The 25,998-nt window shown below is 70.1% G+C and carries 16 protein-coding genes, 2 tRNA genes and 2 pseudogenes; 13 read left to right on the top strand and 7 right to left on the bottom strand.

The window, feature by feature from the left end; translation table 11 throughout:
* Positions 1 to 101 precede the first annotated feature (101 nt).
* A complete protein-coding gene (locus JJQ90_RS18425; protein WP_216877703.1) occupies positions 102 to 4,148 on the top strand; it encodes a PAS domain S-box protein in 4,047 nt (1,348 codons plus the stop codon).
* Here the strand turns inward: JJQ90_RS18425 and JJQ90_RS18420 are convergent.
* Positions 4,135 to 6,252 (bottom strand): ATP-binding protein, encoded by a 2,118-nt coding sequence (locus JJQ90_RS18420; RefSeq protein ID WP_216877702.1) that lies wholly within the window; start codon positions 6,250 to 6,252, stop codon positions 4,135 to 4,137. The two genes, JJQ90_RS18425 and JJQ90_RS18420, sit on opposite strands and share 14 nt — an antisense overlap.
* A gap of 363 nt (positions 6,253 to 6,615) precedes the next feature.
* Here JJQ90_RS18420 and JJQ90_RS18415 point away from each other — a divergent pair, with 363 nt between their 5' ends.
* Both JJQ90_RS18415 and JJQ90_RS18410 read left to right on the top strand, forming a co-directional pair.
* The gene (locus tag JJQ90_RS18415; RefSeq protein WP_216877701.1) at positions 6,616 to 7,488 is read left to right on the top strand and encodes a response regulator transcription factor; all 873 of its coding nucleotides are present in this window, start codon (positions 6,616 to 6,618) and stop codon (positions 7,486 to 7,488) included.
* Between the two features lie 2 nt (positions 7,489 to 7,490).
* Positions 7,491 to 8,717 carry a hybrid sensor histidine kinase/response regulator gene (locus tag JJQ90_RS18410; protein ID WP_216877700.1) on the top strand — a complete coding sequence of 409 codons (1,227 nt, stop codon included), beginning with the start codon at positions 7,491 to 7,493 and terminating at the stop codon, positions 8,715 to 8,717.
* A 205-nt stretch (positions 8,718 to 8,922) separates the two neighbouring features.
* Here JJQ90_RS18410 and JJQ90_RS18405 read toward each other — a convergent pair.
* Positions 8,923 to 8,998: transfer RNA gene (locus JJQ90_RS18405), tRNA-Glu, on the bottom strand.
* A gap of 483 nt (positions 8,999 to 9,481) precedes the next feature.
* Here JJQ90_RS18405 and rpoD point away from each other — a divergent pair.
* The 4 genes from rpoD (at position 9,482) to JJQ90_RS18385 (ending at position 14,328) form a co-directional block, all read left to right on the top strand.
* Positions 9,482 to 11,314, top strand: a complete 1,833-nt coding sequence (gene rpoD / locus JJQ90_RS18400; protein ID WP_216877699.1) for an RNA polymerase sigma factor RpoD — start codon at positions 9,482 to 9,484, stop codon at positions 11,312 to 11,314.
* A 50-nt stretch (positions 11,315 to 11,364) separates the two neighbouring features.
* Positions 11,365 to 12,795: a protein adenylyltransferase SelO gene (locus JJQ90_RS18395; protein WP_216877698.1), complete on the top strand. Its 1,431-nt coding sequence runs from the start codon at positions 11,365 to 11,367 to the stop codon at positions 12,793 to 12,795.
* A gap of 70 nt (positions 12,796 to 12,865) precedes the next feature.
* On the top strand, positions 12,866 to 14,155 hold the full coding sequence (locus JJQ90_RS18390) for a DUF2254 domain-containing protein (protein ID WP_216877697.1): 1,290 nt from the start codon (positions 12,866 to 12,868) through the stop codon (positions 14,153 to 14,155).
* Positions 14,156 to 14,252: 97 nt separating this feature from the next.
* Positions 14,253 to 14,328 (top strand) — tRNA-Lys (locus JJQ90_RS18385).
* A gap of 184 nt (positions 14,329 to 14,512) precedes the next feature.
* Here JJQ90_RS18385 and JJQ90_RS18380 read toward each other — a convergent pair.
* A complete protein-coding gene (locus tag JJQ90_RS18380) occupies positions 14,513 to 16,012 on the bottom strand; it encodes a S8 family serine peptidase (protein WP_216877696.1) in 1,500 nt (499 codons plus the stop codon).
* A 315-nt stretch (positions 16,013 to 16,327) separates the two neighbouring features.
* Between JJQ90_RS18380 and JJQ90_RS18375 the strand changes: the two genes are divergently transcribed.
* Positions 16,328 to 17,944: a peroxidase family protein gene (locus JJQ90_RS18375; RefSeq protein WP_216877695.1), complete on the top strand. Its 1,617-nt coding sequence runs from the start codon at positions 16,328 to 16,330 to the stop codon at positions 17,942 to 17,944.
* A gap of 19 nt (positions 17,945 to 17,963) precedes the next feature.
* On the top strand, positions 17,964 to 18,368 hold the full coding sequence (locus tag JJQ90_RS18370) for a hypothetical protein (RefSeq protein ID WP_216877694.1): 405 nt from the start codon (positions 17,964 to 17,966) through the stop codon (positions 18,366 to 18,368).
* Positions 18,369 to 18,378: 10 nt separating this feature from the next.
* On the opposite strand, the gene JJQ90_RS18365 is transcribed toward JJQ90_RS18370, so the two are convergent.
* Together JJQ90_RS18365 and JJQ90_RS18360 are read right to left on the bottom strand one after the other, a co-directional pair.
* Complete coding sequence (locus JJQ90_RS18365; RefSeq protein ID WP_216877693.1) at positions 18,379 to 20,403, bottom strand: BTAD domain-containing putative transcriptional regulator; 2,025 nt, start codon at positions 20,401 to 20,403, stop codon at positions 18,379 to 18,381.
* Between the two features lie 45 nt (positions 20,404 to 20,448).
* Positions 20,449 to 21,675 (bottom strand): YcaO-like family protein, encoded by a 1,227-nt coding sequence (locus tag JJQ90_RS18360; RefSeq protein ID WP_216877692.1) that lies wholly within the window; start codon positions 21,673 to 21,675, stop codon positions 20,449 to 20,451.
* An 87-nt stretch (positions 21,676 to 21,762) separates the two neighbouring features.
* On the opposite strand from JJQ90_RS18360, the gene JJQ90_RS18355 reads away from it, so the two are divergent.
* From JJQ90_RS18355 to JJQ90_RS27720, 4 genes and pseudogenes are all read left to right on the top strand, one after another.
* Positions 21,763 to 22,176: a hypothetical protein gene (locus JJQ90_RS18355; protein WP_216877691.1), complete on the top strand. Its 414-nt coding sequence runs from the start codon at positions 21,763 to 21,765 to the stop codon at positions 22,174 to 22,176.
* Positions 22,177 to 22,264: 88 nt separating this feature from the next.
* Complete coding sequence (locus JJQ90_RS18350; protein ID WP_216877690.1) at positions 22,265 to 23,278, top strand: hypothetical protein; 1,014 nt, start codon at positions 22,265 to 22,267, stop codon at positions 23,276 to 23,278.
* Positions 23,279 to 23,451: 173 nt separating this feature from the next.
* Positions 23,452 to 23,664 (top strand): annotated as a pseudogene (locus tag JJQ90_RS27725) (transposase); the annotation flags it as partial.
* A gap of 72 nt (positions 23,665 to 23,736) precedes the next feature.
* Positions 23,737 to 23,979, top strand: a pseudogene (locus JJQ90_RS27720) (integrase core domain-containing protein); the annotation flags it as partial.
* 80 nt (positions 23,980 to 24,059) lie between these two features.
* On the opposite strand, the gene JJQ90_RS18340 reads toward JJQ90_RS27720, so the two are convergent.
* Together JJQ90_RS18340 and JJQ90_RS18335 are read right to left on the bottom strand one after the other, a co-directional pair.
* Complete coding sequence (locus JJQ90_RS18340) at positions 24,060 to 24,830, bottom strand: MBL fold metallo-hydrolase (protein ID WP_216877688.1); 771 nt, start codon at positions 24,828 to 24,830, stop codon at positions 24,060 to 24,062.
* Between the two features lie 167 nt (positions 24,831 to 24,997).
* A complete protein-coding gene (locus JJQ90_RS18335; RefSeq protein WP_216877687.1) occupies positions 24,998 to 25,972 on the bottom strand; it encodes a Bug family tripartite tricarboxylate transporter substrate binding protein in 975 nt (324 codons plus the stop codon).
* Positions 25,973 to 25,998 lie beyond the last annotated feature (26 nt).

The raw sequence follows: 25,998 nt of genomic DNA, 5'->3' as shown, positions 1-25,998 counted from the left end.
CGATAACCCATATAACGATATGCTTCGCGGTTAACCGGGCTGGAAATTCTCCTATAACGGCTTCATCGCCGCCTGGGTCCGTGCCGCCAAGGACCTTCGACGTGACGCCAGCGCGGGACAGCACAGAACTGCCGCCTCAGGAAAGCGAGCGCCTCGCCGCGCTGTATCGCTATGCGGTGCTCGACACCCAGCCGGAGGCCGCCTTCGACCGCCTCGCCCGCCTCGCAAGTCAGGTTTTGCAGGCGCCGATCGCCTTGATCTCCTTCGTCGACGCCGATCGCCAGTGGTTCAAGGCGCGGATCGGGACGACGCTGGAGACGACGCCGCGCGCCATGAGCTTCTGCAACGAGGCCATCAGGGGCGACGGCATCTGCATGGTCCCCGATGCGCGGCTGGACCCGCGTTTCGCCGAAAGTCCGCTGGTCACCGGGGAGGCCTGCCTGCGATTCTACGCCGGCGCGCCCCTGCGAACGCCGGAGGGTCACGCCATCGGCACGCTCTGTGTCATGGACTACCAGCCGCGCCGGCCGCTCAACGAGGCGGAACTACAGTCCCTGACCGACCTGGGCGAGGCGGTGATGGCGCAGCTCGAGCTTCGCCGCCAACTCGCGGCGCGGGACGCCGAAGCGTCCCGCGCCGCTCTGCGCGAACGCCTGCTGCGCAGCATGGCGGAGATACCGACCTTCGAAGGCGCCATCAGCGCGGCGATGGCCGCGCTGTGCGAGGCCTTGGACAGCCCCTTCTGCCTGATGTTCCGCCTGGCGCGGGATGGCAGGCGGCTCCAGATCATGGGCGGCCATGGCGAGGGGCCGATGGGGCGGCCGGAGCATCTGGCCGCGCTGCGTGCGATGGATCTGACGGTGGACAGCACCGCCGCAGGCACATCGATCATCGAGGACCGGCAGGTCATCATCGAGCAGCTCGATACGAAGATGCAGGCCCGCTACCCGGGCGCGGCCTTCTCGGTGCCGCATGGCATGACAGCGCTGATCGCCACACCTGCCACGATCGGCGCGGAGCGCTACAGCATCTCCCTCGGATTCCGGACGGGACGGCAGGACCTGGCATCCGTCGCGGAACGGCTTCGGGAGGCAACCGCCTCCTTGCTGCCCCTTCTGCGCCGTCGCCAGGATACCGAGCAGGCGGAGCTGTTCCGCCGCGTCGTCGATGCCAGCGAAGCGCCGGTGGTCATCACCGATGCCGAATCCGATCGGGGGCAGGGTCCGACCATACTCTACGTCAATGCCGCCTTCGAACGCATGGCCGGCTATCTGGCGGCGGAAGTGGTCGGCCGTTCGCCCCACTTCCTGTTCCACCCCGAGGCGCAGCCGGCGGCGCGGCTCGCGATCCGCGAGGCCGTGCAAGCCCGCCAGCCGATCCGGCAGGAGGTGCTGAACCGCCGGCGCGACGGCAGCAGCTACTGGGCGGAGCTCAACATCTCGCCGGTGCTGGACGAAACCGGCTGGTGCACCCATTGGGTGACGGTCCATCACGACATCACCGAACAGCGTGCACGGACCGAGGCGCTGAGCGCCAGCGAGGCCGCCTTCCGCGACCTGTTCCTGCGCCACCCGGCGCCGATGTGGGTCTATGACAAGGAATCGCTGGCCTTCCTGGAAGTCAATGATGCGGCGGTCGCCGCCTATGGCTGGACGCGGGAAGAGTTCCTGCGCATGACACTTCGCGACCTGCGGCGGCCGGAGGATTGGGGCGAGACCGATGCGGCGCGGCAGTCCCTGCCCGGCCTGCGGATCACCGGCCCCTGGCGCCACCAGACCAAGGCGGGCGAGGCGCGACAGGTGCAGATCCTGTCGCGCGTCATCGACTTCCGCAGCCACACCGCGGGGCTGGCCGTGGTCTGGGACATAACGGAGCGCCTGCGGGCCGAGAATGCCGTGCGTGAGCTGGCGGCGGAACTGGACGCGACGCTGGAGAGCATCGGCGACGGCCTCTATACCCTCGACCACGATTGGCGATTCACCCGGGTCAACCGGCATGCCGAGCGGCTGTTGCGGCGCGATTCGGCTTCGCTGCTCGGCCACAGCATCTGGGACCGTTTCCCCGAAGCCACCGGCACGGAATTGGAACGAGAATACCGTGGCGCCGCGGCCGATCGCCAGATTCGTCGCTTCGTCTTCTTGTACCCGCCCCTCGATGCCTGGTTCGATGTCACGGTCTATCCGGCGCCGGCGGGCCTGACCGTCTATTTCCGCGACGTCACCACGCAGCACCAGCGGGACGAAAGGCTCCGGCTGCTGGAGGTGGCGGCCGCCCAGCTCAACGACATCATCACGATCACGGAAGCCGCGCCGCTGGATCCGCCAGGGCCGCCGCCCCTGTTCATCAACAATGCCTTCGAGCGACTGACCGGCTTCCGCTCGGAGACGGTCCGAGGCCTCACACCGCCCGCGCTGCAAGGCCCGAGGACCGACCGCGCGACGCTCGATCATATTCATGCGGCGCTTGCCGCAAGACGGCCGACCCGCACCGAACTGCTGAACTACCGCAAGGATGGCGAGGAGATCTGGCTGGAACTGGACATCGTGCCGGTTCCCGATGCCAGCGGCCGGGTCACCCACTGGGTCTCCGTCAGCCGCGACATCACCCACCGCAAGCGGACGGAACAGCGCATGCAGCAGCAGGCCGCGCTGCTCGACCAGGCGCGGGACGCCATCCTGGTGCGCGGCATCGACCACCGCATCCACTACTGGAACCGCAGCGCGGAGCGCCTCTATGGCTGGACGGCGGCGGAGGCCCTGGGAAGGACCGTCACCGATCTGCTCTATGACGATGTGACCGAATTCCGCCGCGCCACCGCCACGGTCCTGGCGCAGGGCGAATGGCGTGGCCAGATCGCGCAGCGTCGCAGGGACGGCACACGGCTGATGGTGGACGGTGCCTGGTCGCTGCTGCGCGATGCCGATGGCGGGCCCCGCGCGATCCTGGCCGTGAACACCGACATCACCGAGCGGCTGGAACTGGAACAGAAGCTGCGCCAGTCGCAGCGGCTGGAGGCGATCGGCCAGCTCACCGGCGGCGTGGCGCATGACTTCAACAACCTGCTGACCGTCATCCTCGGCAATTCGGAAATGCTGTCCGAATGCCTGGAGGGCGATGCCGACCTGCGCCAGATGGCCGAGATGAACATGGCGGCGGCGGAACGCGGCGCGGCGCTGACCAGCCGCCTGCTCGCCTTCTCCCGCCGCCAGGCCCTCGACCCCAAGGTGATCGACGTCAACGAACTGCTCGCGGGCCTGCAGCAGATGCTCCAGCGCACGCTGGGGGAGCATATCGAGACCAGCATCGCCCCCGCCCCCGGCCTCTGGCAGGCACTGATCGACCCGCCGCAGCTCGAAAGCGCGGTGCTGAACCTTTGCATCAATGCGCGGGATGCCATGCCCTCAGGCGGTCGTCTGGTGATCGAGACGGCGAATGTCCATCTCGACGCCGCCTATGCGAAGCATGAGGGAGAGGTCTCGCCCGGCGAATATGTGCGGATCGCCGTCTCCGATACCGGCAGCGGCATGACGCCGGATGTCGTGGCCCGTGCCTTCGAACCCTTCTTCACGACCAAGGAGGTCGGCCAGGGAAGCGGTCTTGGCCTCAGCATGGTGTTCGGCTTCATGAAGCAGTCGGGCGGCCATGTGAAAATCTATTCGGAACCCGGCCATGGGACCGCGGTGAAAATGTATATCCCGCGCGCCGGTGACGCCCTGACGCGGGGCGCCCCGGGCAGCGAGGGCGAGACGCTGCGCGGCGGGCGGGAGAAGATTCTGCTGGTCGAGGATGACCCGCTGGTACGCGACCACGTGGCAAGCCAGCTCCGCGACCTGGGCTACCAGGTGATGGTCGCGGAGAATGGCGCCTTGGCACTGGCGGTGCTCGACCGCGACCTGCCCTTCGACCTGCTGTTCACGGATGTGGTGATGCCCGGTGGGATGAACGGCCCGGCCCTGGCGAAGGAAGCCCAGCGTCGCCGGCCCGGCCTGCGCGTGCTGTTCACCTCCGGCTATACGGAAAATGGCATCGTCCATCAGGGCCGGCTGGATCCGGGCGTCCTCCTGCTCAACAAGCCCTACCGCCGGCGCGACCTGGCCGAGAAGGTGCGGGAGGCGCTCGACACACCGCCGCTGGTCAGCCTGGGTTGAGCGGATCGTCCGGACGGCCACCGCCGGCCGCCCGGGCGAGCAACTGGCGAACCTCGGCCTGCAGCGCCTGGCGGGTGAAGGGCTTGTGCAGGAACCCATCGGCCGCCGCCTCCGTCCCTACGACATCGGGCGTATAGCCGGACATCAGCAGCACCGGGGTTCCGGGCCAGCCGGCCCTGATCCGACCGGCCAGTTCCACGCCGCCGATATCCTCCGGCATCAGCACATCCGACAGCACCAGCGCAAATCGGGGCTCCGCCTCCATCCGCGCCAGCGCCTCACGCCCCCCGGCGGCCGTGACGACCTGGTAGCCGGCCATGGTGAGCATGCGGCTGATCATGGTGCGGATCTCCGCCTGGTCGTCCACGACCAGGATGCGTGCGGATGGGGCCGGTTCGGGCGCCGGCTCGGGGGCCTGGATTTCGGCCGCTTGCGCCTCCGCCGGCAGCGGTGCCTCGGCCGTGCCCGCCATGGGCAGATAGAGCGTCACCGCGCTGCCCTCCCCCGCCTCGCTGTGCAGCGCCACCGTCCCGCCCAACTGGGTGATCACGCCGAAGACCTGCGACAGGCCGAGGCCGGAGCCGGAGCCTGCGGGCTTGGTGGTGAAGAACGGCTCGAAGGCATGTTTCAGCACGTTCGGGGCCATGCCGCCGCCATTGTCGCTGACCGACAGCCCGATGCAGCCTGCCGCCAGTTTCGCGGCACCGGGCGGTGGCGTCGCACGGCGGATGGAGATCAGGATATGGCCCGGCATCCGACGCTCGCCGGCTGTCTGCAGGCCGGCGGTCTGGAGAATGGCATCGCGGGCATTGCTGACCAGGTTGCCAACCGCCGCCTGAAGCTGCGCCGGGTCGGCGAGGCAGGGCGGCAGACCCGGCTCCGCCTCCAGCCGCAAGGTGATGGACGGGCTCGCCAGGTCCCGCAGCACGGGCAGCAGGTCGTGCATCAGCGCGGCGGCGTCCACCGCTTCCACGCGCAGAACCTGGGTCCTGGCATAGGCCATCAGGCTGGCCGCGAGCCGGGCGCTGGCCTCGGCGGCGCCGATCGTGCGCTGCGCCATGCCGCGCAGCACCGGGTCGGTCAGCGACTCCTCCAGCGTCTCCAGATTGCCGAGGACCACGGTGAGCAGGTTGTTGAAATCATGCGCGACACCACGGGCCATGCGGCCCAGCGCCTCCATCGCCCGCGCCTCCTGAAGGCCGGCCTCCGCCCGGTGCCGGCGCTCGGCCTCCTGCCGCAGTTCCGCCAGTGCCTCGGCGCGGTCGGTGGCGCTGCGCCAGGTCATCCAGGCGGCGCCGGACAGCAGCAGGATGACCAGCAGGGTCAGCGCCGCGGTCCACAGCAACTGCCGCCAGCACGCGGCCTTCCGCGCGGGAAGGTCCACGAAATAGCCCACCCGCAGCGGAAACGGCGCCACCTGGCGCCAGGCATCCAGGCGCATCCAGCCATACTCGGCCGCGGTCTCCATGCTGGCCAGTGCAGCATCGGCATTCGCGGACTCGCGCACCAGCACCCGCCCGTCGTCCCGGACCAGAAGCGCCACCCCGCCGAGGTTGCCCATGGCGGCGCGGAAGCCCTGCGCGACCGCGATCGGGCTGATGGCGACGTGGATGGTGCCGGCAAAGCTGCCGTCGGCCAGGCTTCTGCGGCGGCTTATCGCGAAGGACCGTGCGCCGCTGACGCGGCCGGTATAGACATCGCTGATGAAATGCACCTGCGGAGCGTCAACCTGGGCGATGAAATGATCCATGTCGGCATTGCTGTGGCCGGGCACAAAAGGCCGGCTGGCCGCCAGCACTTTGCCCTCCGCATCCTGTACCAGCAGCGACACGGTGTGCTGAAGCCGCTGAACCAGCGTCGCCAGGCGCTGGCTGACCGCGCCTTCGGCGATCTCCGCATCGGTCATGTCGCGGATCTGGTCCTCCACCAGGTCCAGCACCAGCTCATGCGTCTCCAGCAGCGTCTGCATGTTGCGATAGAGGATGCTCAGCGTGCCCTCCGTATCGCGGCGCGCGTCCTGCCAGAGCTGGGCACGCTGGTCGATCGCGAAGGCCACCAGGGCCAGCAGCGGCAGCACCACCGTCAGCGCCAGCAGCAGCCGCATGCTGCGGCTGGGCCAGCGGCGGAATGATGCTGGCGGCTGGGAAGGTGGCAATTGTATCATGGCCCGCCGGAACGTGATCTCGAACGCTCATTCACAACCGCCAACGCACGCCGCCCAACTCAACACGGGCGCGTTCAAACCCGGTGCGACCGCACATTGGGCTTCGGCGCGACCGGCCTTAAGCCCTGCATCACACCGCGCGGTGCATACACGCTGGGCAGACCGCTGTCGCGATTCCCTTGAAAAATGCCCGCCTCGTCGAAAGTCCAGGATGCGTCACCGCCTCAAGCTTGTCGACACGCCGACATGCGCCCCATAGACTCAGGCTCGGCCGCCTTCTGGCCGCACGAACGGGGAGCCTCTATGGCCGATCACCCGATTGCTGCCCCCTTTCGGGATCAGGCGCCGGCCAGTCAGCGTCCGGTCCTGGTGCTGGAGGATGACGCGGCGGTCTCGGCAACAATCTGCACCGCGCTGGCCCGCGATGGCTGGACCACCGTCGCCGCCGCCACCCTGGCGGGGGGGCGGCTACGCCTGCAAAGCGACAATCCACGCATCGTCATCGCAGATCTGGGCCTGCCGGACGGCAATGGCATCGCCTTCGTCCGGGAAGCCGCCCGCATGCCCGACCTCGGCATCATCGTCGTCAGCGGCAGGTCGGAGGAGGTGGACCGCGTGGTGGGGCTGGAGGTGGGCGCCGACGACTACCTCACCAAGCCCTTCTCATTGCGGGAGATGGTGGCCCGGGTGCGGGCGCTCAGCCGGCGGCTGGACACGCTGACCCAGGGCGGCCGCCCCGGTCTGGCCGAGGCGCAGGCCGCAGCGCCGGTGCCACCGCCCGCCTTGGCGCCGCCCACCTTTGCGCCCCCCACCTTTGCGCCCCCCACCTTTGCGCCCCAGGAGGATGGCGCGGCGATGCCGATGGCGGAGCCCGCCTCCTGGGCCATTGCCGGGCTGGCGCTGCAGCCGGCGCGCCAGCGAATCCTGGCGCCCGATGGGGCGGAGACGCGCCTGACCGGCGCGGAGGCCGGGCTGCTGCGGCTGCTGCTGACCGAATCCGACCATCTGGCGGCGCGGGAGGCGATTTCGGAGCGGGTGCTGGGCCGCAAGCTGCTGCCGGAACAGCGTGGCGTCGACCAACTCGCCTCCAATCTGCGGCAGAAACTGCTGGCCATCTCCGCGGGCAAGGTGACCATCGCCGCGCAACGCGGGCGGGGCTATCGGCTGGTCTGGTGACGATGACCGATCTTTCCATCCTGGTGGTCGATGACGAGCGCGGCATCGTCGATATCCTGCTGCGCGCCCTGACCCAGCGCGGCCACCAGGTTTTCGGGGTGCATGACGCGGCAGCCGCGAAGGCCCGCGTCCTGACCGATCCCGGCATCGGCGTGGTGCTGTCCGATGTCCGCATGCCGGGCCAGACCGGCCTGGCACTGGCCGAGGAATTGCTGCGTGACCGGCCCGAGAGCGCGGCGCTGGAAGTGGTGCTGCTGACCGGCGGCGCCACCGCCGATGTGGCGCTCGGTGCGCTGCGTGCCCGGACCTTCGACCTGGTGCAGAAGCCGCTGCGCCTGGTGGAGGTGGCGGCGGTCGCGGAGCGCGCCCTGGCCAGTTGCCGGCTTCGCCGCGCCCGCGCCCAGCGCGATGCCGAGGTCGAGGGGCTGATCCGTGCGGCGGAGGAGGAACGCGCCCGCCTGGCGCAGGTGCTCGCGGCCTCCGCCGCCCGGCTGGACAATGCGGAGAGTGCGCTCGCGGCCCGCCAGAGCATGCGCAACGACCTGCTGGCGGTGATCTCGCATGAGATGCGGACGCCGCTTATTCCGATTCTGGGCTTTTCCGAGATACTGGCGAGTGGGGCGGCCCTGCCGGCCAGTTCGGTGCGGGACTATGGCCGCCTGATCCATGAGGGGGCGGAGACCCTGCTGGCGCTGATCGGCAGCGCGCTCGACATCGTTGCGCTTCAGCATGGCGGAGGCCTTGCGCCCGGCCTGCCGGAGCCACCGGAACGGCTGCTCGGCCGCGTGCTGGCGCGACACCAGCCCCGTGCCGATGCGCGGGGCGTCAGGCTCATCCTCGCACCGGCGGCCGATGGCGGGGTGTTGGGCGGAGACAAGCGCCTGCTGGAAGCGGCGCTGGGCCATCTTCTCGACAATGCCATCAAGGCGGCCCCGCCCGACACCGAGGTGACGCTGGGCTGGGAGCCGTTGCCGCAGGGCGGCATGGCGCTCTGGGTACGAGACCGGGGTCCCGGCCTGCCGGAAGGCGTCCTCAGGCAGATCGGCACGCCCTTTCTCCAGGCGGATATGTCACTGACCCGCACCTGGCCCGGCGCCGGCCTCGGCCTCGCGCTGTGCCAGAGGGTCGCGGCGGCGCATGATGGCACCCTGGTGCTGCGCCCCGCGGAAGGCGGCGGCAGCGAGGCGCGAATCGAGGTGCCGGCTGTCGCTGGAACGGCGGTGGCATGAAGGACTTCGCGGGTCGGTCGCCGGGCAGGCAGACCTGCCCCTTCGCTGCGATGTAGCGCGGAATCGACCGCTATTCAGCCCCGGTCGGCGGCGCCGGTGAAGCGCGCAAAAGCCATGTCGCGGCGGGCTTGGCCATCTGACAGCAGGTTGCCAACAGCCAACAAGGCGGGCCGCCTGAAAGCGAAGAAGTGGTGCAAAACCAAGGTGGTGCCCCGTACGGGATTCGAACCCGTGTTACAGCCTTGAAAGGGCCGTGTCCTAGGCCTCTAGACGAACGGGACAGGCTTGGGATGGCCGCCGTATGGCGTCCGCGCGCCGCCGGGTCAAGCCCTGCCGGATCAGGTGCCGTCGTGAACCTGCAATATCGGGGGCGACATCAAGGCGCAAAACGAAAGATTTTGTTAACCCATTTCGGGTGAGATACCAATCCTGGCATCTTCTCCCGGGCCATGGATCCGATCCCATGCCGGGGCGTTGGGCCTCGACAGGGCGGCAGGAAGTGCCCCGGTGGGATCGTGCCATGCAGAAAAGCCGGGACAAAATCCCGGTTTCCTCCGATAAGGGGTGTCCGCGCGGGCCCGAACACCCATATGGCCCACTCGCCGTCAAGGCGGCGCGTCCCCTTTCCGATGCCCTCACCCGCCCGCCGGCAGCGCCGCGCGGCAGGAAGGGGAGTCATCGGTGGGGTGGGCGGCAACTGGGTTTGGTTTGGTGACAAAGAACCTTCGACCGCCTTGGCGGGGCGAAGAGGAGCGGATCGACAGATGGACGGCATGTTCGCACGCAAGGGGACCGATCGGGACGAGATGAGCGGGGCCGAACCCCTGCCCTTCGACCATGCCGCCGGCGCGGGCGCGGAAGACCATGACGCCTTCGACACCGAGCTGGTGGCCGACCCGCTGCCGATGGACGAGATCGAGGACGCGGCCGGTTCGCTGCTGGAGGAATTCGGCTTCGGCAGCGCCTCCGGCGAGGATTCGCGCCGCGACAGCCCGGATGACGAGGAGGCACCCAGCCCCTCCCTCGCCGCCGACGACCAGGCCGAGACCGCCGATGGCCAGCCGGCCGGGCGCAACATTTCCGTCGCCGCCGCCGCCGCTGCCAGCCGCTCCGACGACCCGGTCGCGCTGTTCCTGCGCGAGATGGGCGTCGCCGAGCCGCTGACGCGGGAGGCGGAAATCGCCATCGCCCAGCGCATCGAGGCCGGGCGCGACGCCATGCTGGCCGCGCTGTGCGAAAGCCCGACCACCTCCGCCGCCCTGGCCCAGTGGCGCGACGCCATCGCCGCCGGCCGCATGCCGCTGCGCGACGTGATCGAGCTGGAGGCGACCGCCGCCGCCAACCTGCCCGAGGAAACGCTGCTGGAGCCCGCGCCGGAAGGCGAGGAAGCCGGCGCGGAGCTGCCGCATGCGACGATCGATGCCCGGCTGAAGCCGGAGGCCATTGCCGCCATCGAAGCGGCGCTGGAAGGCCTGGCCGCCCTGCGCGCCGCCGGCCCGAAGGTCGATGAGGCCCGGCAGCAGGCCGTGGAGCTTGTCACCGGCCTGCGCCTGCGCCCCGCCCGGATCGAGGAGCTGATCGAGCGGCTGCGCGATGCCAATCGCGCGCTGATGATGCTGGATGGCCGGGCGCTGCGCCTGGCGGAAGCCGCGCGCATCAGCCGTGGCGACTTCCTGAAGCTGTGGAATGGCGGTGCCGCCGGCGCCACGGAACGCCTGGAAGCCGCCGCCAAGGGCGCCGGCCAGCGCGACCTGAAGGCTGGGATGGTGCAGGTGCGCGCCGATCTCGCCCGCATGGAAGCCGAATCCGGCCTGTCCGCGCCGCAGCTCCGCCGCCTGCATGTCGAGGCCGCCAGCGCCGAGCGCGACATGCGCCGGGCGCGGGAGGAGCTGACACGCGCCAATCTGCGCCTGGTGGTCTATATCGCCCGCAAATACCGCAATCGCGGCCTGATGCTGGGCGACCTGATCCAGGAAGGCAGCCTGGGCCTGATGCGCGCGGTGGAGAAGTTCGACTGGCGCCGTGGCTTCAAATTCGCCACCTATGCGACCTGGTGGATCCGCCAGTCCGTCACCCGCGCCATCGCCGACCAGTCCCGCACCATCCGCGTGCCGGTGCATATGACGGAGACGGTGGGCAAGGTGGTCCGCACCGGGCGCCGCCTGGCGCAGCAGACCGGCCGCGAGCCGACGCCGGAGGAACTTGCCACCCGCCTCGGCATGCCGCTGGAGAAGGTGCGCACGGTGCAGGGCCTGGCGAAGGAGCCGGTGAGCCTGGAATCGCCGATCGGCGAGGAAGGCGATGCGAAGCTCGGCGACCTGATCGAGGATCGCGACGCCGTGCTGCCCTTCGATGCCGCCGCCCGCGCCGGCCTGCGCGACGCCGCCGGCAAGGTGCTGGGCGACCTGACGCCGCGTGAGGAACGCATCCTGCGCATGCGCTTCGGCATCGGCATGAACACCGAGCACACGCTGGAGGAGGTCGGCCGCACCTTCGGCGTGACCCGCGAGCGTATCCGCCAGATCGAGGCGAAGGCGCTCGGCAAGCTGCGCCAATCCTCCCAGGGCCGCGCGCTGCGCAGCTTCCTGGAGGTCTGACGCCGGCGGGGCCTTTGCCCCGCCCATTTTTGGCGGGAGCAACCCCCTGCATGGCGATCCCCTTCGACAATTCCTATGCACGGCTGCCGGAGCGGTTCTTCGCCCGGCAGGCGCCGGTGCCGGTGGCGGCGCCCCGGCTGATCCGGCTGAACCTGCCGCTGGCGGCACAGCTCGGCCTCGATCCTGCCGCGCTGACGGCGGAGGTTCTGTCCGGCAATGTCGTGCCGGTGGGGGCGGCGCCCCTCGCCCAGGCCTATGCGGGGCATCAGTTCGGCCATTTCAGCCCGCAACTCGGCGATGGCCGCGCCATCCTACTCGGCGAGGTGCTGGACCGCGACGGGCAGCGGCGCGACATCCAGTTCAAGGGTTCCGGCCGCACCGCCTTCTCCCGCGGCGGCGATGGCCGCGCGGCGCTCGGGCCGGTACTGCGCGAATACATCATCAGTGAGGCGATGGCCGCCTTCGGCGTGCCCACCACCCGCGCTTTGGCCGCCGTGACCACGGGCGAGGATGTGATGCGGGAGGTGCCCCTGCCCGGCGCCGTGCTGACCCGCATCGCCGCCAGCCATATCCGCGTCGGCACCTTCCAGTTCTTTGCCGCGCGGGGCGATGCGGAGGCGGTGCGGCTGCTGCTGGACCATGCCATCGCGCGCCATGATCCGGCGGCGGCGGACAGCCCGCGCCCGGCGCTCTCCTTCCTGCGCGGAGTCGCGGCGCGGCAGGCGCGGCTGGTGGCGCAATGGCTGGGGCTCGGCTTCATCCATGGCGTGATGAACACCGACAACATGACGGTCTCCGGCGAGACCATCGACTACGGCCCCTGCGCCTTCATGGACGCCTATGACCCGGCGATGGTGTTCAGCTCCATCGACCATGCCGGCCGCTATGCCTACGCCAACCAGCCGCGCATCGCGCAATGGAACCTGGCCCGGCTGGCGGAGGCCCTGCTGCCAATGCTGGCGGCGGATGAGGATGCGGCGGTGGAAGCCGCGACCGCAGTCCTTACCGAATATGGCGCGCTGTTCCAGGTCGCCTGGCTCGACATCTTCCGCGCCAAGACCGGCCTCGCCGGGGCGGAGGACGGCGATGCGGCGCTGATCCAGGCCTTGATGACCTGCATGGCGGAGGCCGAGGCGGATTTCACCCTCACCTTCCGCGCCCTGTCCGAAGGCCCGGCGGCGGCGCGCGCGCTGTTCCCCGACCCGGCCGGCTTCGACGCCTGGGCCGAATCCTGGGCGGCGCGGCGCGCGCGTGGCGCGCTGGGGGCGGAGGCGATGCGGGCGGTGAATCCTGCCTTCATCCCGCGCAACCACCTGGTGGAGGCGGCAATTGCCGCCGCCGTCGCCCAGGACGATTTCACGCCCTTCGAGGCGCTGCTGGAGGTGCTCGCCCGGCCCTTCGAGGACCAGCCCGGCAAGGGCCGCTTCGCCACGCCGGCGCGGCCGGAGGAACGCGTGCAGCAGACCTTCTGCGGGACCTGAACCGGAACGCCGCCGCCTCGTTACGGTCTTCGGATCGAGGAGCGCCCACCATGCCAGGAACATCCCGCCGATGAGGGCCGCGCGGCTGCGCCAATTCGTGGCGGATCTGCGGTCCTCCTTCTGGCTGCGGCCGGCGGCCATGACGCTGGCAGCGATCCTGCTGGCGGAGGCCCTGGTACGGCTGGAAGGCGCCCGCCTGCCGGATGGGTTGGAGGGCTGGATCTATGCCGGCGGCGCCGGGGGCGCGCGGGATGTGCTGGGCGCCATCGCCGGCGCCACCATCGGCGTCGCCGGCACCACCTTCTCCATCACCGTCGCGGCGTTGACGCTCGCCTCCAGCCAGATGGGGCCGCGCTTGCTGGGCAATTTCACCCGCGATGCCGGCAATCAATATGCCCTGGGCGCGCTGGTCGCGACCTTCGCGTACTCCCTGGTGGCGCTGCGCTCGGTGCATGAGGGGGATGATGGCGGTTTCGTGCCGCAGCTCGCCGTCTCCGTCGGATTGATCTTCGCCTTCGGCTGCGTCGGCGTGCTGATCTGGTTCCTGCATCATGTCGCCACCTCGATCAGCGTGGACCGGGTGGTGGCCCAGGTGCAGCAGGAGCTGACGGCGGCGCTGGCGGCCGCGACCACGGACACGCCGGCGGTCGCGCAGGCGGAGGTGCCGCGCCTGGCGAATGCCGCGCCCTTGCGGGCGCCCGGCTGCGGTTATCTGCGGGTGTTGGACGATGCGGCCCTGGCCGATTGGGCGGCCGGGCAGGATGCCGTGCTGCATCTGGATGTCCGCCCCGGCGAATTCGTCTTCCCCGGCAGTGTCGTCGGCCAGGTCAGCCCCGCTGGACGGCAGCAGGACGCACAGGCGGCGCTGGCCGAGGCCATGGTGCTGGGCGATGGCCGCAGCGTGGAACAGGACCTGGAATACGCGGTGCGGCAATTGGTGGAGATCGCGCTGCGCGCCCTCTCCCCCGGCATCAACGACCCCTTCACCGCGATCGGCGTGCTGGACCGGCTGGGCGCCGCGCTGTGCGGCCTGGCCGGGCGCGGCCTGCCGACCGGGCGGAGCTTCCGCGACGGCCGCCTGCGGCTGCTGCGCCCGGCCTCGGACTATGCCGGGCTGGGGGATGCCATGTTCCACATGCTGCGCCAGGCCGGCGCCGGCCAGCCAGCGGTGATGATCCGCCTGCTGGAGGTGCTGGCCACCACTGCCAAGGTGGAAACGGCCCCGGCGCGCCGCGCCGCGCTGCACCGCCATGCGGACCTGGCCCGGGACGCCGCCCTGGCCGCCACCCAGGACGCCTCCGCCCGGCAGGCGATCCTGGCGCGGCACGGGGAGGCTGTGGAGGCCGCGACGGCGGCATGACGCCTGGGCATGGCGGATTTGCGACAGCTTTCCCGCCGCACGGGCTGGACAAATCCGCCCCCAGCCCGTAAACGGCCGCCACACCGCAGCGTGGTGCGGGCGCTTAGCTCAGTTGGTAGAGCAGCTGACTCTTAATCAGCGGGTCGTAGGTTCGAGCCCTACAGCGCCCACCAATCATTCCAAGACCTTACAGCCAGAAAACGTGAACCCAACGGGAACACGTTCAACTGACGTGCAAGTCGGACGTGCAACTCCGGCTTGTCGCCTGTTCACGGCGGACTTGTTCTTAGAGTCTGTCAGCGCCGCGCTGACAGACTCTGGAGCCGTTTCGCCGTCTTCGCTCCCGGTGAAGCGGCGCTAGACGGCGAGCGCCGCTTGTACGGCGGCCAGGGCGTCCACCCGGCCGAAGCCCGCGTGGTCGTTGCGGCCGCTGGTGTAGGGGAATGGACCGATCTTCACCGCCGTGTCGCAGATGAGCTGGCGTACCTGCGCCTCGGTCAGTTCCGGCCGGATCGAGAGGATCAGCCCGCAGACGCCGGCGACGAGCGGCGTCGCGGAGGAGGTTCCGTTGAACCAGGGCACGTAGTCGCCCTGGTGATAGCCGGAGCCGTCGCGAATGTCGGTGGTCAGGTTGCGCACGCCGGGCGCGGTGACGGCGACGGGGCCGTGGTTGCTGGCCCAGTTCTCGCCATCGGCGCTGGTGCGCGTCTTCACCTCGTCGAACTGGTTGCTGGCGCCGACGGTGAGCAGGTTCGGGAGGTTGGACGGGAACAGCACTGGCCCGCCGTCATTGCCGGCGGCGAACAGCACGACGCAGCCTCGACCACTGCGTCCGAGGGTCCGCGCGCTTTCGATCTCCCGCCTGATGTCCATGGAGTCGGCGCCCCCGCTCCAGCTGTTGCTGATCACCGAGGCGCCCGCCTTCATCCAGCTCCAGCGGATGGCGTCACGGATCCAACTGGCGCGGGTGACCCAGGGGCCACCCGGTTGGTTCGAGTAGGCGATGCGCACCGGCAGCAGGCCGCAGCCCGCGGCGACGCCGCGGATGCCGATGCCGTTGCCGCCGATGGCGGCGGCAAGGCCGGCACAGGCAGTGCCGTGGCCGTCCCAGGGGTTCGGCTCCTGGTAGCTGTCCTTGTCCACGGCGTCGTACCCGTTGATGACGGCGGCGGCGAGATCGGGGTGGCGGGTGTCCACGCCCTCGTCGAGGATGGCGATGGTGACTTCGCGCCGTGCCGGGGCGAGGCGCTGCGCGGCCAGCGCGCCGATGAGCCTCAGCGCGTATTGTTCGCTGAGCAGCGGATCGAGCGGGCCGGGCGAGGTCGGCACGAAGGCCGGCATATGGCGGCCGATGGTGACGAAATCCGGCTCGGCGTAGTCCACCGCGGGATCGGCGGCGAGGGCACGGCAGGCGGCGAAGATATCGGCACTGTCGGCCACCGTGGCGACGATGCGTCCCTCCTCGGCCGGAGCCGTGGGCGTCAGGTCGTGCCGCCGCGCGACCACCTCGGCGTCCTCGCCCGCCTTGACGGCGAGGATGACGCGCTCGGTCGGCACGACCTGGTTCGGGCCAACGCGGAACACCGGCAGCGCCTTGGCGACCTCCGGCTGGTTGTCGAGCCCGCTGATCGCGGCGGCGGGACCGATGCCGCCGATCGCAGGGGGCGGGACGGGAACGATGGTGAGGCGCTCGCCCGGCACCTCGAACCGGCTGGTGAAGGGGCTGAGGCCGCGCACAGCCTCGGTGGCGCGGGCACGGCCGCTCTTCGGCGCGCGGTCGTCGAAGCGGACGGCGACGACGGTGGGATCGGGCTCCAGCGTGACCTGCCGGTCGCCCGCCATGTAGGTGTATTGCATCGGATCACTCCCTCGTTGGTGGCCTGGCGATGTCGCCGGCCGGGACCTTGGCGCGATGCGTGTGAGCAGGCCGTGAGGCGGGCCGCGCGGCGAGATTCACGGTGGGATCACGCGGGCCGATCAACCTTCCAGGACAGGCTGGAGGCGGCGATGGCAGGCATTCATGGGGGAGGTCGTGCGTATGCATCTGCTGCCCCGCCACGGCCAGTGGCCGCGGGCCGGCCCGACCTGCGCGGCTACCGCAACATCCTCTATGATCCCCCGCTTCAGGACCGGTTCGCCGCGACGCGGAGCTTTGAGGAGACGCAGCGCCTCATGGCGATCCTGGCCGTCCTGATGTCGGACAGCGGCGACGAGGTCGCGCCAGATCGGCTGAACCGGGGGCTGCCTGCCGGCTACACCTATCTCCTCCAACTCGTCGCGCATGACTGCGTGCAGTCGCCAACCCCGTTCTGGGCGCTGCCCGGCGCACAGGCCCAGGCACGAAACGGGCGCATCGCCCGGCTGAGGCTGGACACGCTCTACGGCGGCGGCCCGGCAGCCTGCCCTTTCGCCTATGCGCCAGACGACCCGCGCGACACCGCGCGTACACGGCTGCGCCTCGGGCCGATGCGCGGCAAGGCGGGTGTCGGCCGCGCCGATGGGGCGCAGCGCGACATCGCGCGGGCGGCCGTGCCGTTCCCGGCAGGCTCGACGCCAAAGCCCGTCAAAGCATCCTCGGAGCTGAAGGCCGAGCCTCCCTTCGGCGACCCGTTGATCGCTGATCCGCGGAACGAGGATAACGCGCTGCTTGCGCAGATGACGGCGCTGTTCCACCTGCTGCACAACACGATCGCCGAGACGATCGGGATGCCCAAGGTGACCGGCGGCGTCAGCACGGAGGCGCCTGCCGATACCGAGCGGCGGTTCGCCTGTGCGAGGGCCGCGACGACGATGATCTACCGGCATATCCTCCGGCAGGACCTGCTGCCGCGACTGCTGCACCCAGAGGTCGAGAAGGTGTATCGGGAAGGCGGTGCGGCCGCCCTTCTTGACCGCGACGAGGCCGGCAGCGGCGCGTGGCGGCCGGATGTCGCCACCTACGAGCGCGGCCGCGTATCCATCCCGCTGGAATTCTCGCATGGGGCGGCGCGCTTCGCGCACGCCATGGTGCGCCCCCACTACGCGACGGGTGACGGGTTCCCGCGACAGCCATTCCGTGAGGCGTTGCTGAAAACCAGCGCGCGGCAACCCGCGATGATGCCGCTGAGCGCGGGATGGATCCTGAGATGGGCGAATTTTTTTCCCATCGGGACGCCAGCCTTGCCGGCACCGGCCCTCAACTTCAGCAGGCGGATCATGCCGCTCTACTCCGGCGAACTTCGCATGGAGACACTGTTTCAGCCGGCGGTGCCCGGCGCGCCGGCCGGCCTCGCGTTCCAGGATCTGATCAGCGCGGTGGTTTCGGGAATCTGGTCTGTTGCACCTTTGATCGTCGCGGTCAGGGAGAGAATCAAGCGCCGCGGCTGGAAGGTCGATCCGTTCGACACCTCGCCGCTGACGGCGGAAGCGGCCCGCGAAGCGGCAATCATCCTGTGGCTGAGGGAATGCGGCGGGGCCGCCGTGCCGGCCGAGGATCTGGCGCAGATCGCCCGTGATCCGCCCTTGCCCTTCTACGTCCAGTTCGAGGCGATGCATGACCTTGGGGGAGAACGGCTCGGCGTGCTCGGTTCAATCCTGATGGCAGAAGTCCTGTATGGCGCCATGCTCGATGACCGCCTGCCAGGCGAGCGCCGCGACGGCACGCTGCGCGACGGCCTGGCCAGGCTCGCCACTGAGATGCAGCTGCCCGGGCGGTTCGATGGCGTGCCGGAGATCGGTGACATGGCGGCCATGATCGAGTTCATCGCCGACCGGAACGGTCTGCGAGAAGCGTGCCCCAATTTTCTGTAACCCTGGAAGGAGACCTCCGATGGAACGGCAACTGCAGGTCATCAAGTTCAAGGAATTCGGCGAGATGATGAAGGCGTGGGCGGCCAAGCCGGAGACCTTCCCGCGGGACCTTCAAGCCTTCAAGGAGGCGGTCGAAGCGAAGCCCGGCGCATCACCACCACGCGACGCGATCGCCAAGGTGGGCAGCCACGTCACCAAGCTGACGCTGGTGACGCACGGCATGGACGAGCTTGTCATCAAACTGTCGCCGGCCGAGATGATCACGAATTCGGAGAAGGCCATCACGGAACATGGGGGCTATCCACTCGCCCCCTTCTACGCTGGCATCGAGGCAGCCGGGGCGCAGGAAGGCGCCGATCATTCGGCGAAGATGGAGTTCCATGCCATGCGCATCGCCGACTACACGATGGGCAATTGCGCCTGAGGCCGCGCGCCTACCAGGCGCCGAAGGCGAGGCCGGTGTCGGGGATGCCGGCGCCGGTCACGCCACGGCGAAGGCGCTCCCAGTTTTCCGTCGTGGCGATGGGATACAGATGCAGCAGCCACCGGCCCATCGCCACCTCGCTCGCCGGCCGTGCGCCGGTCCATGCCGCGCTGACCAGCTCGAAAAAGCGCGCCGCATCACGCCGGGCGCCGCTGGTGTCGCCGAGGTTGAACAGCGCCGCGGCGCGCCAGGCGGGCAGCGTGCGGATGACATCCTCAGCGCGGTCGCAGGCCTCGATCGCCGCGCGGTCGTCGCCACGCAGATAGGCGACCGTCACCTGGTAGCCCCAATGCGTGCGCCCGGGCGAGACGGTCATCTCCAGCGATTCGGCGGCCAGGCGCGCCGCCTCCGCGTGGTTGCCGCAGAAGGCGTGGAACAGCGAAGCCGAGATCAGCGTCCAACTGTCGTTCGGGTTCAGCCCGCAGGCGAGCGACATCGGCGTCGCGGCGCGATCATGCTGGCGCGCCATCGCCAGCGACCAACCGAGGCAAAGCTGCGCCCGGCTGTCCATCGGATCGAGATGGACCGCACGGCGGGCGAGGTCGAGCGAGCGTTCCTCGCGCGCGCGGTCGCGCAGCGTGCCGGGCAGCACGATATGGCAGGCATTCTCCAACTGCGCGAGGCTGCTGTAGGCGGGGGAGAAGTTCGGGTCTTCGGCGACCGCCTCGCGGAACAGCGCGCGCGCGCGTTCCCAATGGTCCGGGCTGAAGCCGCGGATGACGGACTGCCCGAGCAGCCAGCGGTCATGCGCGGCCAGCGAGACATCCGGCCGGCCGGCGATCCCGGCCAGGCGTGCGGCGGAGATCTGGCCGTTGAGCGACATGGAGATGCCGCGCACCAGGCGGCTCTGCGCCTCGAACCAGGTGGCGAGGTCGAGGTCCATGCGCTCGCTCCACGCCACGATCCCGTTCTCGATATCCCGCAGCGTCAGCACCAGGCTGATCCGGCTGCCGGCCTGGTAGGCTGTGCCGCCGATCGCGTAGCGGCTGGAGACGCGCAAGGCGAGAGCAGCCTCGGCCGGCGGCGTGCCGCCATCGAGCACGAACCATTCGCGGAAGCGGACAAGACACGCGATGAGATCGTGCCGGAAGCCCTGGACGAGGTGTGTGCGGTCCTCCGGCACGCCATGCGCGGCGAAGGGCTCGATGCGCAGCAGCATGCGCGTCTGCGGGCTCGGCGCGGGCGTGGGCGGAGGCGGGGGCGGCGCGGGTTCCGCGTTGGGGCCGAGGCGACCGGACTTGATGGCGGCGACGAGTTCCTGGGTCGCCGGCGAGGGTTCCATGTCGAACTCCTCGCCAAGCAGGTTCCACAACGCTTCGTAGAGGCGGAGCGCACCGGTGATGTCGCCCTCAGCGACGGCGGCGGCCATGGCGTGGCGGCAGGCTTCCTCATGGGTCGGATCGAGGTTCAGCAGCGCGCGGGCGGAAAGGCGCCGTGTTGCGGGGTCGGCCCCGCGGAGCATCGCTTCCAGCCGCCGCGCGAAGCCCTCGTGCAGCGATTGGCGCTTCGCCAGCAGCCAGACGTCGAAGGCGGGATCGAGGTCACGGTGTCCGTCGAGCAGGGTCTCGGCGATGCGTGACCGTTCGAGCAGCAGCGGCGGTATGTGCCCGGCGGCAAGCGAGGCCCCCGCTGCGTCCACGTCAAGCACGAAGGCGTGGCGGACCAGGATCAGGCTCAGCCGCTCGGCGGCCAGGGCGCCCGGCGGCAGGGCATCGCGCAGCTCGTGCACGACCTGGCGGAGCGAGGCCCGGCCCTTGGCTTCCGACGATTCGCTCCACAGCAGCCCGACCAGACGTTCGCGCGTTTCCTCGCCGGAGGGGGCGAGGCCGAGACAGGCGAGCACCGCGCGTGCCTTGCGGTTGCGCAGCCGAATCTCCTGGCCGTCCGCCAGAAGCCGGAAGCCCCCAAGGAGGTTGATGGCCAGCGGCGCGGTGGTGAGCTGCGCCGGGAGGGGAGCAGCGTGCGTCTCAGCCATCGGCACAGCTCGTTTGGATCGTTTCGGCATTGTGGCGTCGCGGTGTCACGCGTGCAATGCCAATCCATGGCGATGGCCCGGCCCGCCGCCGGTTCTCGCGATCGCCGACAGCAGCCGGGGCGCGGCCTCCGTGGACGGCGTGCAGGCAAGGCCGTCGCAGACGGCACGCCATACCGGGATTTCGGGTGGGGCGGCGTGTTCGAGGAAGATGAGCTCCAACCCGGCCTCAGCGATACGGCGGCCGACCTCCGCGAGGCGTGCTTCCGCCGTCTCGCCCGGCACGAGGGCCTGCCGTGGCAAGCCGCGCGCATGCAGCAGCCAGTCGTCATCCGGCGTGACGCGGAGGTGGCGGGCACGTATCGCGACATCGCGCGCGTTCAGGCCCTCCTCGCCACGCTCGGCCGCCTTGCGTTCCACGACGCGCTGGGCGAGCTCGTTCTGGCAGAGTTCGAGCACCGCCGCCTCGGCCGCGGCGGCAAGGGTTGGGCGTGCGGCGGTGCCGCAGCAGAAACCGGTGCCATCGCCGGCGAAGGAGATGGCGGCCACAACCGGTGCACCGAGATCAGCGGTGATGTCGAGCAGCCAGGCGAGGCGGCCGGTTGCCCCTTCGCGCAAGGCGGCGAGGCAGGCGGCGGCGGGCGTGGCGTGTTCGAGGGCGAGCGGACGACCGGGATGGCCACCGACCCACCAGAGCGCGACGGCGTCGCGCTCCACCAGCTCGAGAACGGCGCGGAGCTGGGCCTCGGCCGCGGTGGGAGCAGCGGCGCAGCCGATCGACAGCGGCGCGGACGGCGTCGAGATGACGCGATCGGGCGCGCGGCGGAAGCAGCGGTCGAAGGGCAGCCCGCGGGGCGCTCCGTCCGGCCAGCGGCGGAGCGCTACCTCCTGGCCGAGGCGCTGCGCGCGCAGGGCGGGCGTCTCGACCTGGGCCGCAAACTCTGCCGCCTCGCCAAGGCAGGCGGCGAAGGCGGCGCCAGGGGTGGCGCCGACGCCGGAGGTGCCGAGCACAGCCAGGCCTGGCTCGCCGGCGATGGCGGCGAGGTCGAGTTCGGCACCAAAGCAATGCAGGCCGGGCGCATCAGGCGCGCGCAGGCGAAAGACGCGTCGGCAGGCGGCGCCGATGCGCAGCAGGCCGGCACGATCCGCGCGAATCGCGGCGGGCGCATGGGCTGGCCATTCAAGCAGATCGAGCAGGGCCGCTGCGTCGGGATCGGCGGCGGCACCCGCCTGTGCGGCTGCGGCGGCCAGGAGGGTCGTGACCGGTATCGCCATGCGCCGCCTCCTGCCTCCCCGGCACTCACGCGTGCTTCACGCGGCGACGGCGAGACTGCCGCCGGTTGATGTTGGGAAGGAGGATGCATGGCGAAGGATGGCTTCGTCACCGCCGTTCGTGGCGCGATGCAGCTTTCGTGGCGCGATGGTCGTGCGAACCGGACGGTGCGGCCGGCCTGGTTCGTCGTGTCGCGATCGGGCGCCGATGGCGCGCTGCTGCTGATTGGGTGGGTCGGGCGCGGCGTGGGTCCGATGCCGCCGCCCAGGCTGACGCTGGCGGCGCGGCCGCTGGGGCGAAGCGCGCATGGCACCCCATTCATGCTCCTGGACACCTTGCCGCCGGGCATTGCCGTGGCGGGGCGGTTGGTGCCGGCGCGCGGCGCGGTCACGCTCACGGGCGACGTGGACCGGCTCTTCCTGCGGCTCGTCGCGCAACTTCAGGGGCGGCTGGACTGCCGGATAGAGGCGGAGCGACAGCGGTGGTTCGGGGAAGTGTTGTGAGGGTCACGCTGGGCTGACGCGCGTATCACGGCGGCGCGCGCACCCTCCTTCCCGCGCCGGATCGGTGCGCAGCGAGGGAGACAGGAAGATGATGCGGACGATGTTGAAGGCCGGATGTGCCTTGGGCGTGCCGGTGCTGCTGGCAGGCTGCAACTGGCACACCGGCAGCGGAAATGGCGGGCCGGTGACGGCCGTCGAGATGACGACGCGGCATGAGCGGTCGACAGCGGTGGTCGCGCTGCGCGACACGTGCCCGGTGACGGGAGGCTTTGCGGATTTGCAGACCCAGTCCGCTCCGTCGGGCGGTCCTCAGCGGATGATGGCGGGCGGTGTGGTACTTGGCGCGCTCGCGCCGGTGGCGGTGGATTTCGTGATCTCCGCGATCACCGACTACCTCAAGCGCGCCGAAGAGGAGCGCGACGCGAATTGGCGCGGCAGCGGGGAGACGGCGCTGGGGACAGGCAGCCGTTGCCTGATCGTGGCGCGGGGCTCGGTGGGCAGCTATCCGGCGGACGTGCCCCAGGCACAGGGTCTCGTGACGGCCGAGAACATGCGGACGGTCGGCCTGACGGCACCGCCCGCCTTCTACATGGAGGCGCAACTGGACGTGACGGCAGCGGCGCCGGGTGTCGGCGGCAGCCAGGGCGCCACGCTCATGCTGCGCCCGCGCTACCTGCATTTCGCGCGCACGGCGGCAACCCGCGGCACGGATGACCCGAAGGCGATTGGGATGGTGCTGGTGCTCCGCGGCACGCCGGCCCGCGAGAATGCCACCTCGGGCACGGCGGCCGAGGGTGCGGACGCGGTGTTCGCGCTGAACTTCGGCCGCGTGGCGCCGGGCACCCAGATCATCGCACGCGACGGCACGACCGGCGACCCCTTCGCCGATCTCGCGATGTCCATCACCGTGCCGCGCATGCCCGCGCGGGCGAACATGCTGGCGTTCACGGCGGAGACGGCGGACGAGGATCGGATCCTGAACCTGCTGAACGAGGCGTGGAAGGGCAACGCGACAGGCGTTGGCGATGCGCTGACGAAAGCGATCCAGGATGTGATCGTGACGGCGCAGCAGCAACAGCGACCCGCAGGCCAGGTTCGCTGAGGATTTGAGCCGGCCGGCCGCGCCGCAAGTGTTGCGGCGCGGGCCTTGTCGGAGCGCGAGGCCCTCCCGCGCTGCCCGGACCGGGTGCGCCCGGCGGGTCTTGGGATCGTACTGGCCTGCGGCCGGTTTGGTGGACACCTGGATAAGGTTTTCACCCGATCGGAAGCCCTTGCATGGGACGAAGGACATTCAGCCGCGAGTTCAAGCTTGAGGCGGTAAAGTTGGTCAGGGATCGCGGCGTGGCGGTGGCTCAGGCCTGCCGCGACCTCGAGATCGCGGAGAGCGTGCTGCGCCGCTGGATGCGGGAGACCGAGGCGGAGCCGCGACACGCCTTTCCCGGGCATGGCCAGGTAAAGCCCGAGCAACAGGAGATCGACCGTCTCCGGCAGGAGGTCGCCAAGCTCAAGGCGGAGCGTGACATCCTGAAAAAGGCCGCGGCCTACTTCGCGAGGCTGATCGCCGACCACGGCGTCACCCGCTCGATGAGCAGGTCGGGTAATGTGTGGGACAACGCCGCGATGGAGAGCTTCTTCTCATCGCTGAAGACCGAGCGCCTTGCCCGCAAGATCCACCGCACCCGCGACGCCGCTCGGGCAGAGGTGTTCGACGACATCGAGCGGTTCTACAATCCGGGACGACGCCACTCGCCCATCGGCTATCTCAGCCCTGTGGCGTTCGAGCGCTTGGCCAGCTCAGGCTAAACGCGGTGTCCATCGAACCGGCAGCAGGCCACGTAGGTTCGAGCCCACAGCGCCCACCATTCCCCCCGCGAACACCGAAGTCACTCCGGCGGCGCCAGTTCGAAGCGCGTCATCTCATCCAGGCTGTCGCCGAACCAGGCCTTGATGCCGGAGGTCTGGCGGCCGATCGGGCGGGGCACGCCGTTTTCCACCACCATCGGCAGGTCGTGGCCCGGGATCAGCAGGCAGCCGGGCCGCGTGCGGCAGATTTCCCAGACCATCTCCACCGTGGCGCGGCTGATGGCGGCGTCATAGGTCATGTCGGTGCGCCGCGTGGTAAGTTCCACGCGGTTCTTCACGGCGTCCTGCAACAGCACGCAGTCCTGTCCGTCGCCCGCGATGATGAAAATCAGATGCCCGGGCGTATGGCCGGGCGCCAGATGCGCTGTGATGCCGGGCAGCACGCTGTCGCCCTCATCGACCAGATGCAGCGTCGGCCAGGTGGACAGGGCCAGGATGGCGTGTTCCGGCACCGGCGTGGTGCCCCATTCCACGCCGAGCGCCCAGGCCAATTCCTTGCGGCCGATGGCGATGCGGGCGTGGCGGAACAGCGGCCAGTTCACCGCATGGTCGTGATGCGCATGGCTCAACAGCAGGTCGGTGACATCGCCGGGCGCGACGCCATGCCTGGCCAGCGCCTCCACCAGCGTGCGGCGCTGGCCGAAGCCGCCGCCATCCAGCACCACGATCCGGCCATGGCCGCGCAGCAGGGCGATGGTGCTCCAGCCCAGCCCGCCATGCTGCGTCGCCTTGCCGGGAAAGCCCGGCACCAGGATGTCCAGAACCCAGCCACCGCCCTGCCACTGCATCATCTGTCCTTTCCTACCCTCATACGGCAGTGCCGAAGGCACGCCTGCGGCGTGATGCGGAAACCTCCGGCTTCCTTGGCGTCGCGCCATAGGCGCGCGGTTCGTGCGACGGCACATGCCGCGGCGCCCATTCGGGCGCTCGGACCGGTCAAGAGACCGGTCCGCCAAGATCAATCCAGCCTGACGCCCGAAGCCTCGACCACCGGCAGCCACAGCGCCAGTTGCTGTTCCCAGAAGCGCTGGAATTCCGCCGTGGTGCTGCCGGCCGGCTCGGCCCCGGCCTCCCGCAGTCTGCGCGCCAGGTCCGGCTTGGCGACGGCGGTGCGGATCGCACCCTCCAGCCGCGCAATGGCCGGCGCCGGCGTGCCGGAGGCGGCGAAGACGCCCATGATGTTCATGATCTCGAAGTCGGAAAAACCCTGCTCGATGGCGGTCGGCACATCCGGCAGCGCCGGGTTGCGTTCCCGCGCCAGCACCGCCAAAGCGCGCACATTGCCCGAGCGCACATGCGGCGCCTGGGAGGCGATGCCCTCCACCAGCCAGTCCACATTGCCGCCGATGAGGTCGGCATAGACCAGGCCGGCGCCGCGATAGGGCACATGCACCGCCTGGGTCTCGCTGCGCAGGTTGAACAGATGCGCGCCGAGGTGGTTGATGCTGCCGGCGCCGGCCGAGCCATAGGTCAGGCGGCCCGGCGCCTCCTTCATCACGCCGACGAATTCCTGCAGCGTATTGGCCCGCACATGCTTGCCCACCGTCAGCACCATGGGCAGCGTCGCCACCAGGGAGACGGGGGTGAAGGCGGTGCGCGGATCCAGCCGCGGGTCGCGGATCAGCCCGGCATTCAGCACGGCATTGGTGATGGTGAACAGCGCCACCGCATGGCCGTCCCTGGGCGCAGCCAGCAACGCCTCCGCGCCGATGATGCCGGCGGCGCCGCCGCGATTCTCGACCAGAACGGTGCGGCCGCCGAAGACCTCCTGCATGCCGGGGGCGAGAATGCGCCCGACGATATCGGTGGCGCCACCCGGGGCGAAGGGCACGATGATGCGCACGGTCTGGCTCGGGAATGCGGTCTGCGCCAGGGCCGGCGCGGCCAGCCCCGCGGCAGCCAGGCCGCCCAGAGTGCGTCGCGTGATGTTCATTGTCGTTGCCTCCCTTATTGTCATTG

The sequence above is a fragment of the Falsiroseomonas oleicola genome, from assembly GCF_019029495.1.
Lineage (GTDB): Bacteria > Pseudomonadota > Alphaproteobacteria > Acetobacterales > Acetobacteraceae > Falsiroseomonas > Falsiroseomonas oleicola.
This window is presented reverse-complemented; position numbering and strand designations above follow the sequence as displayed.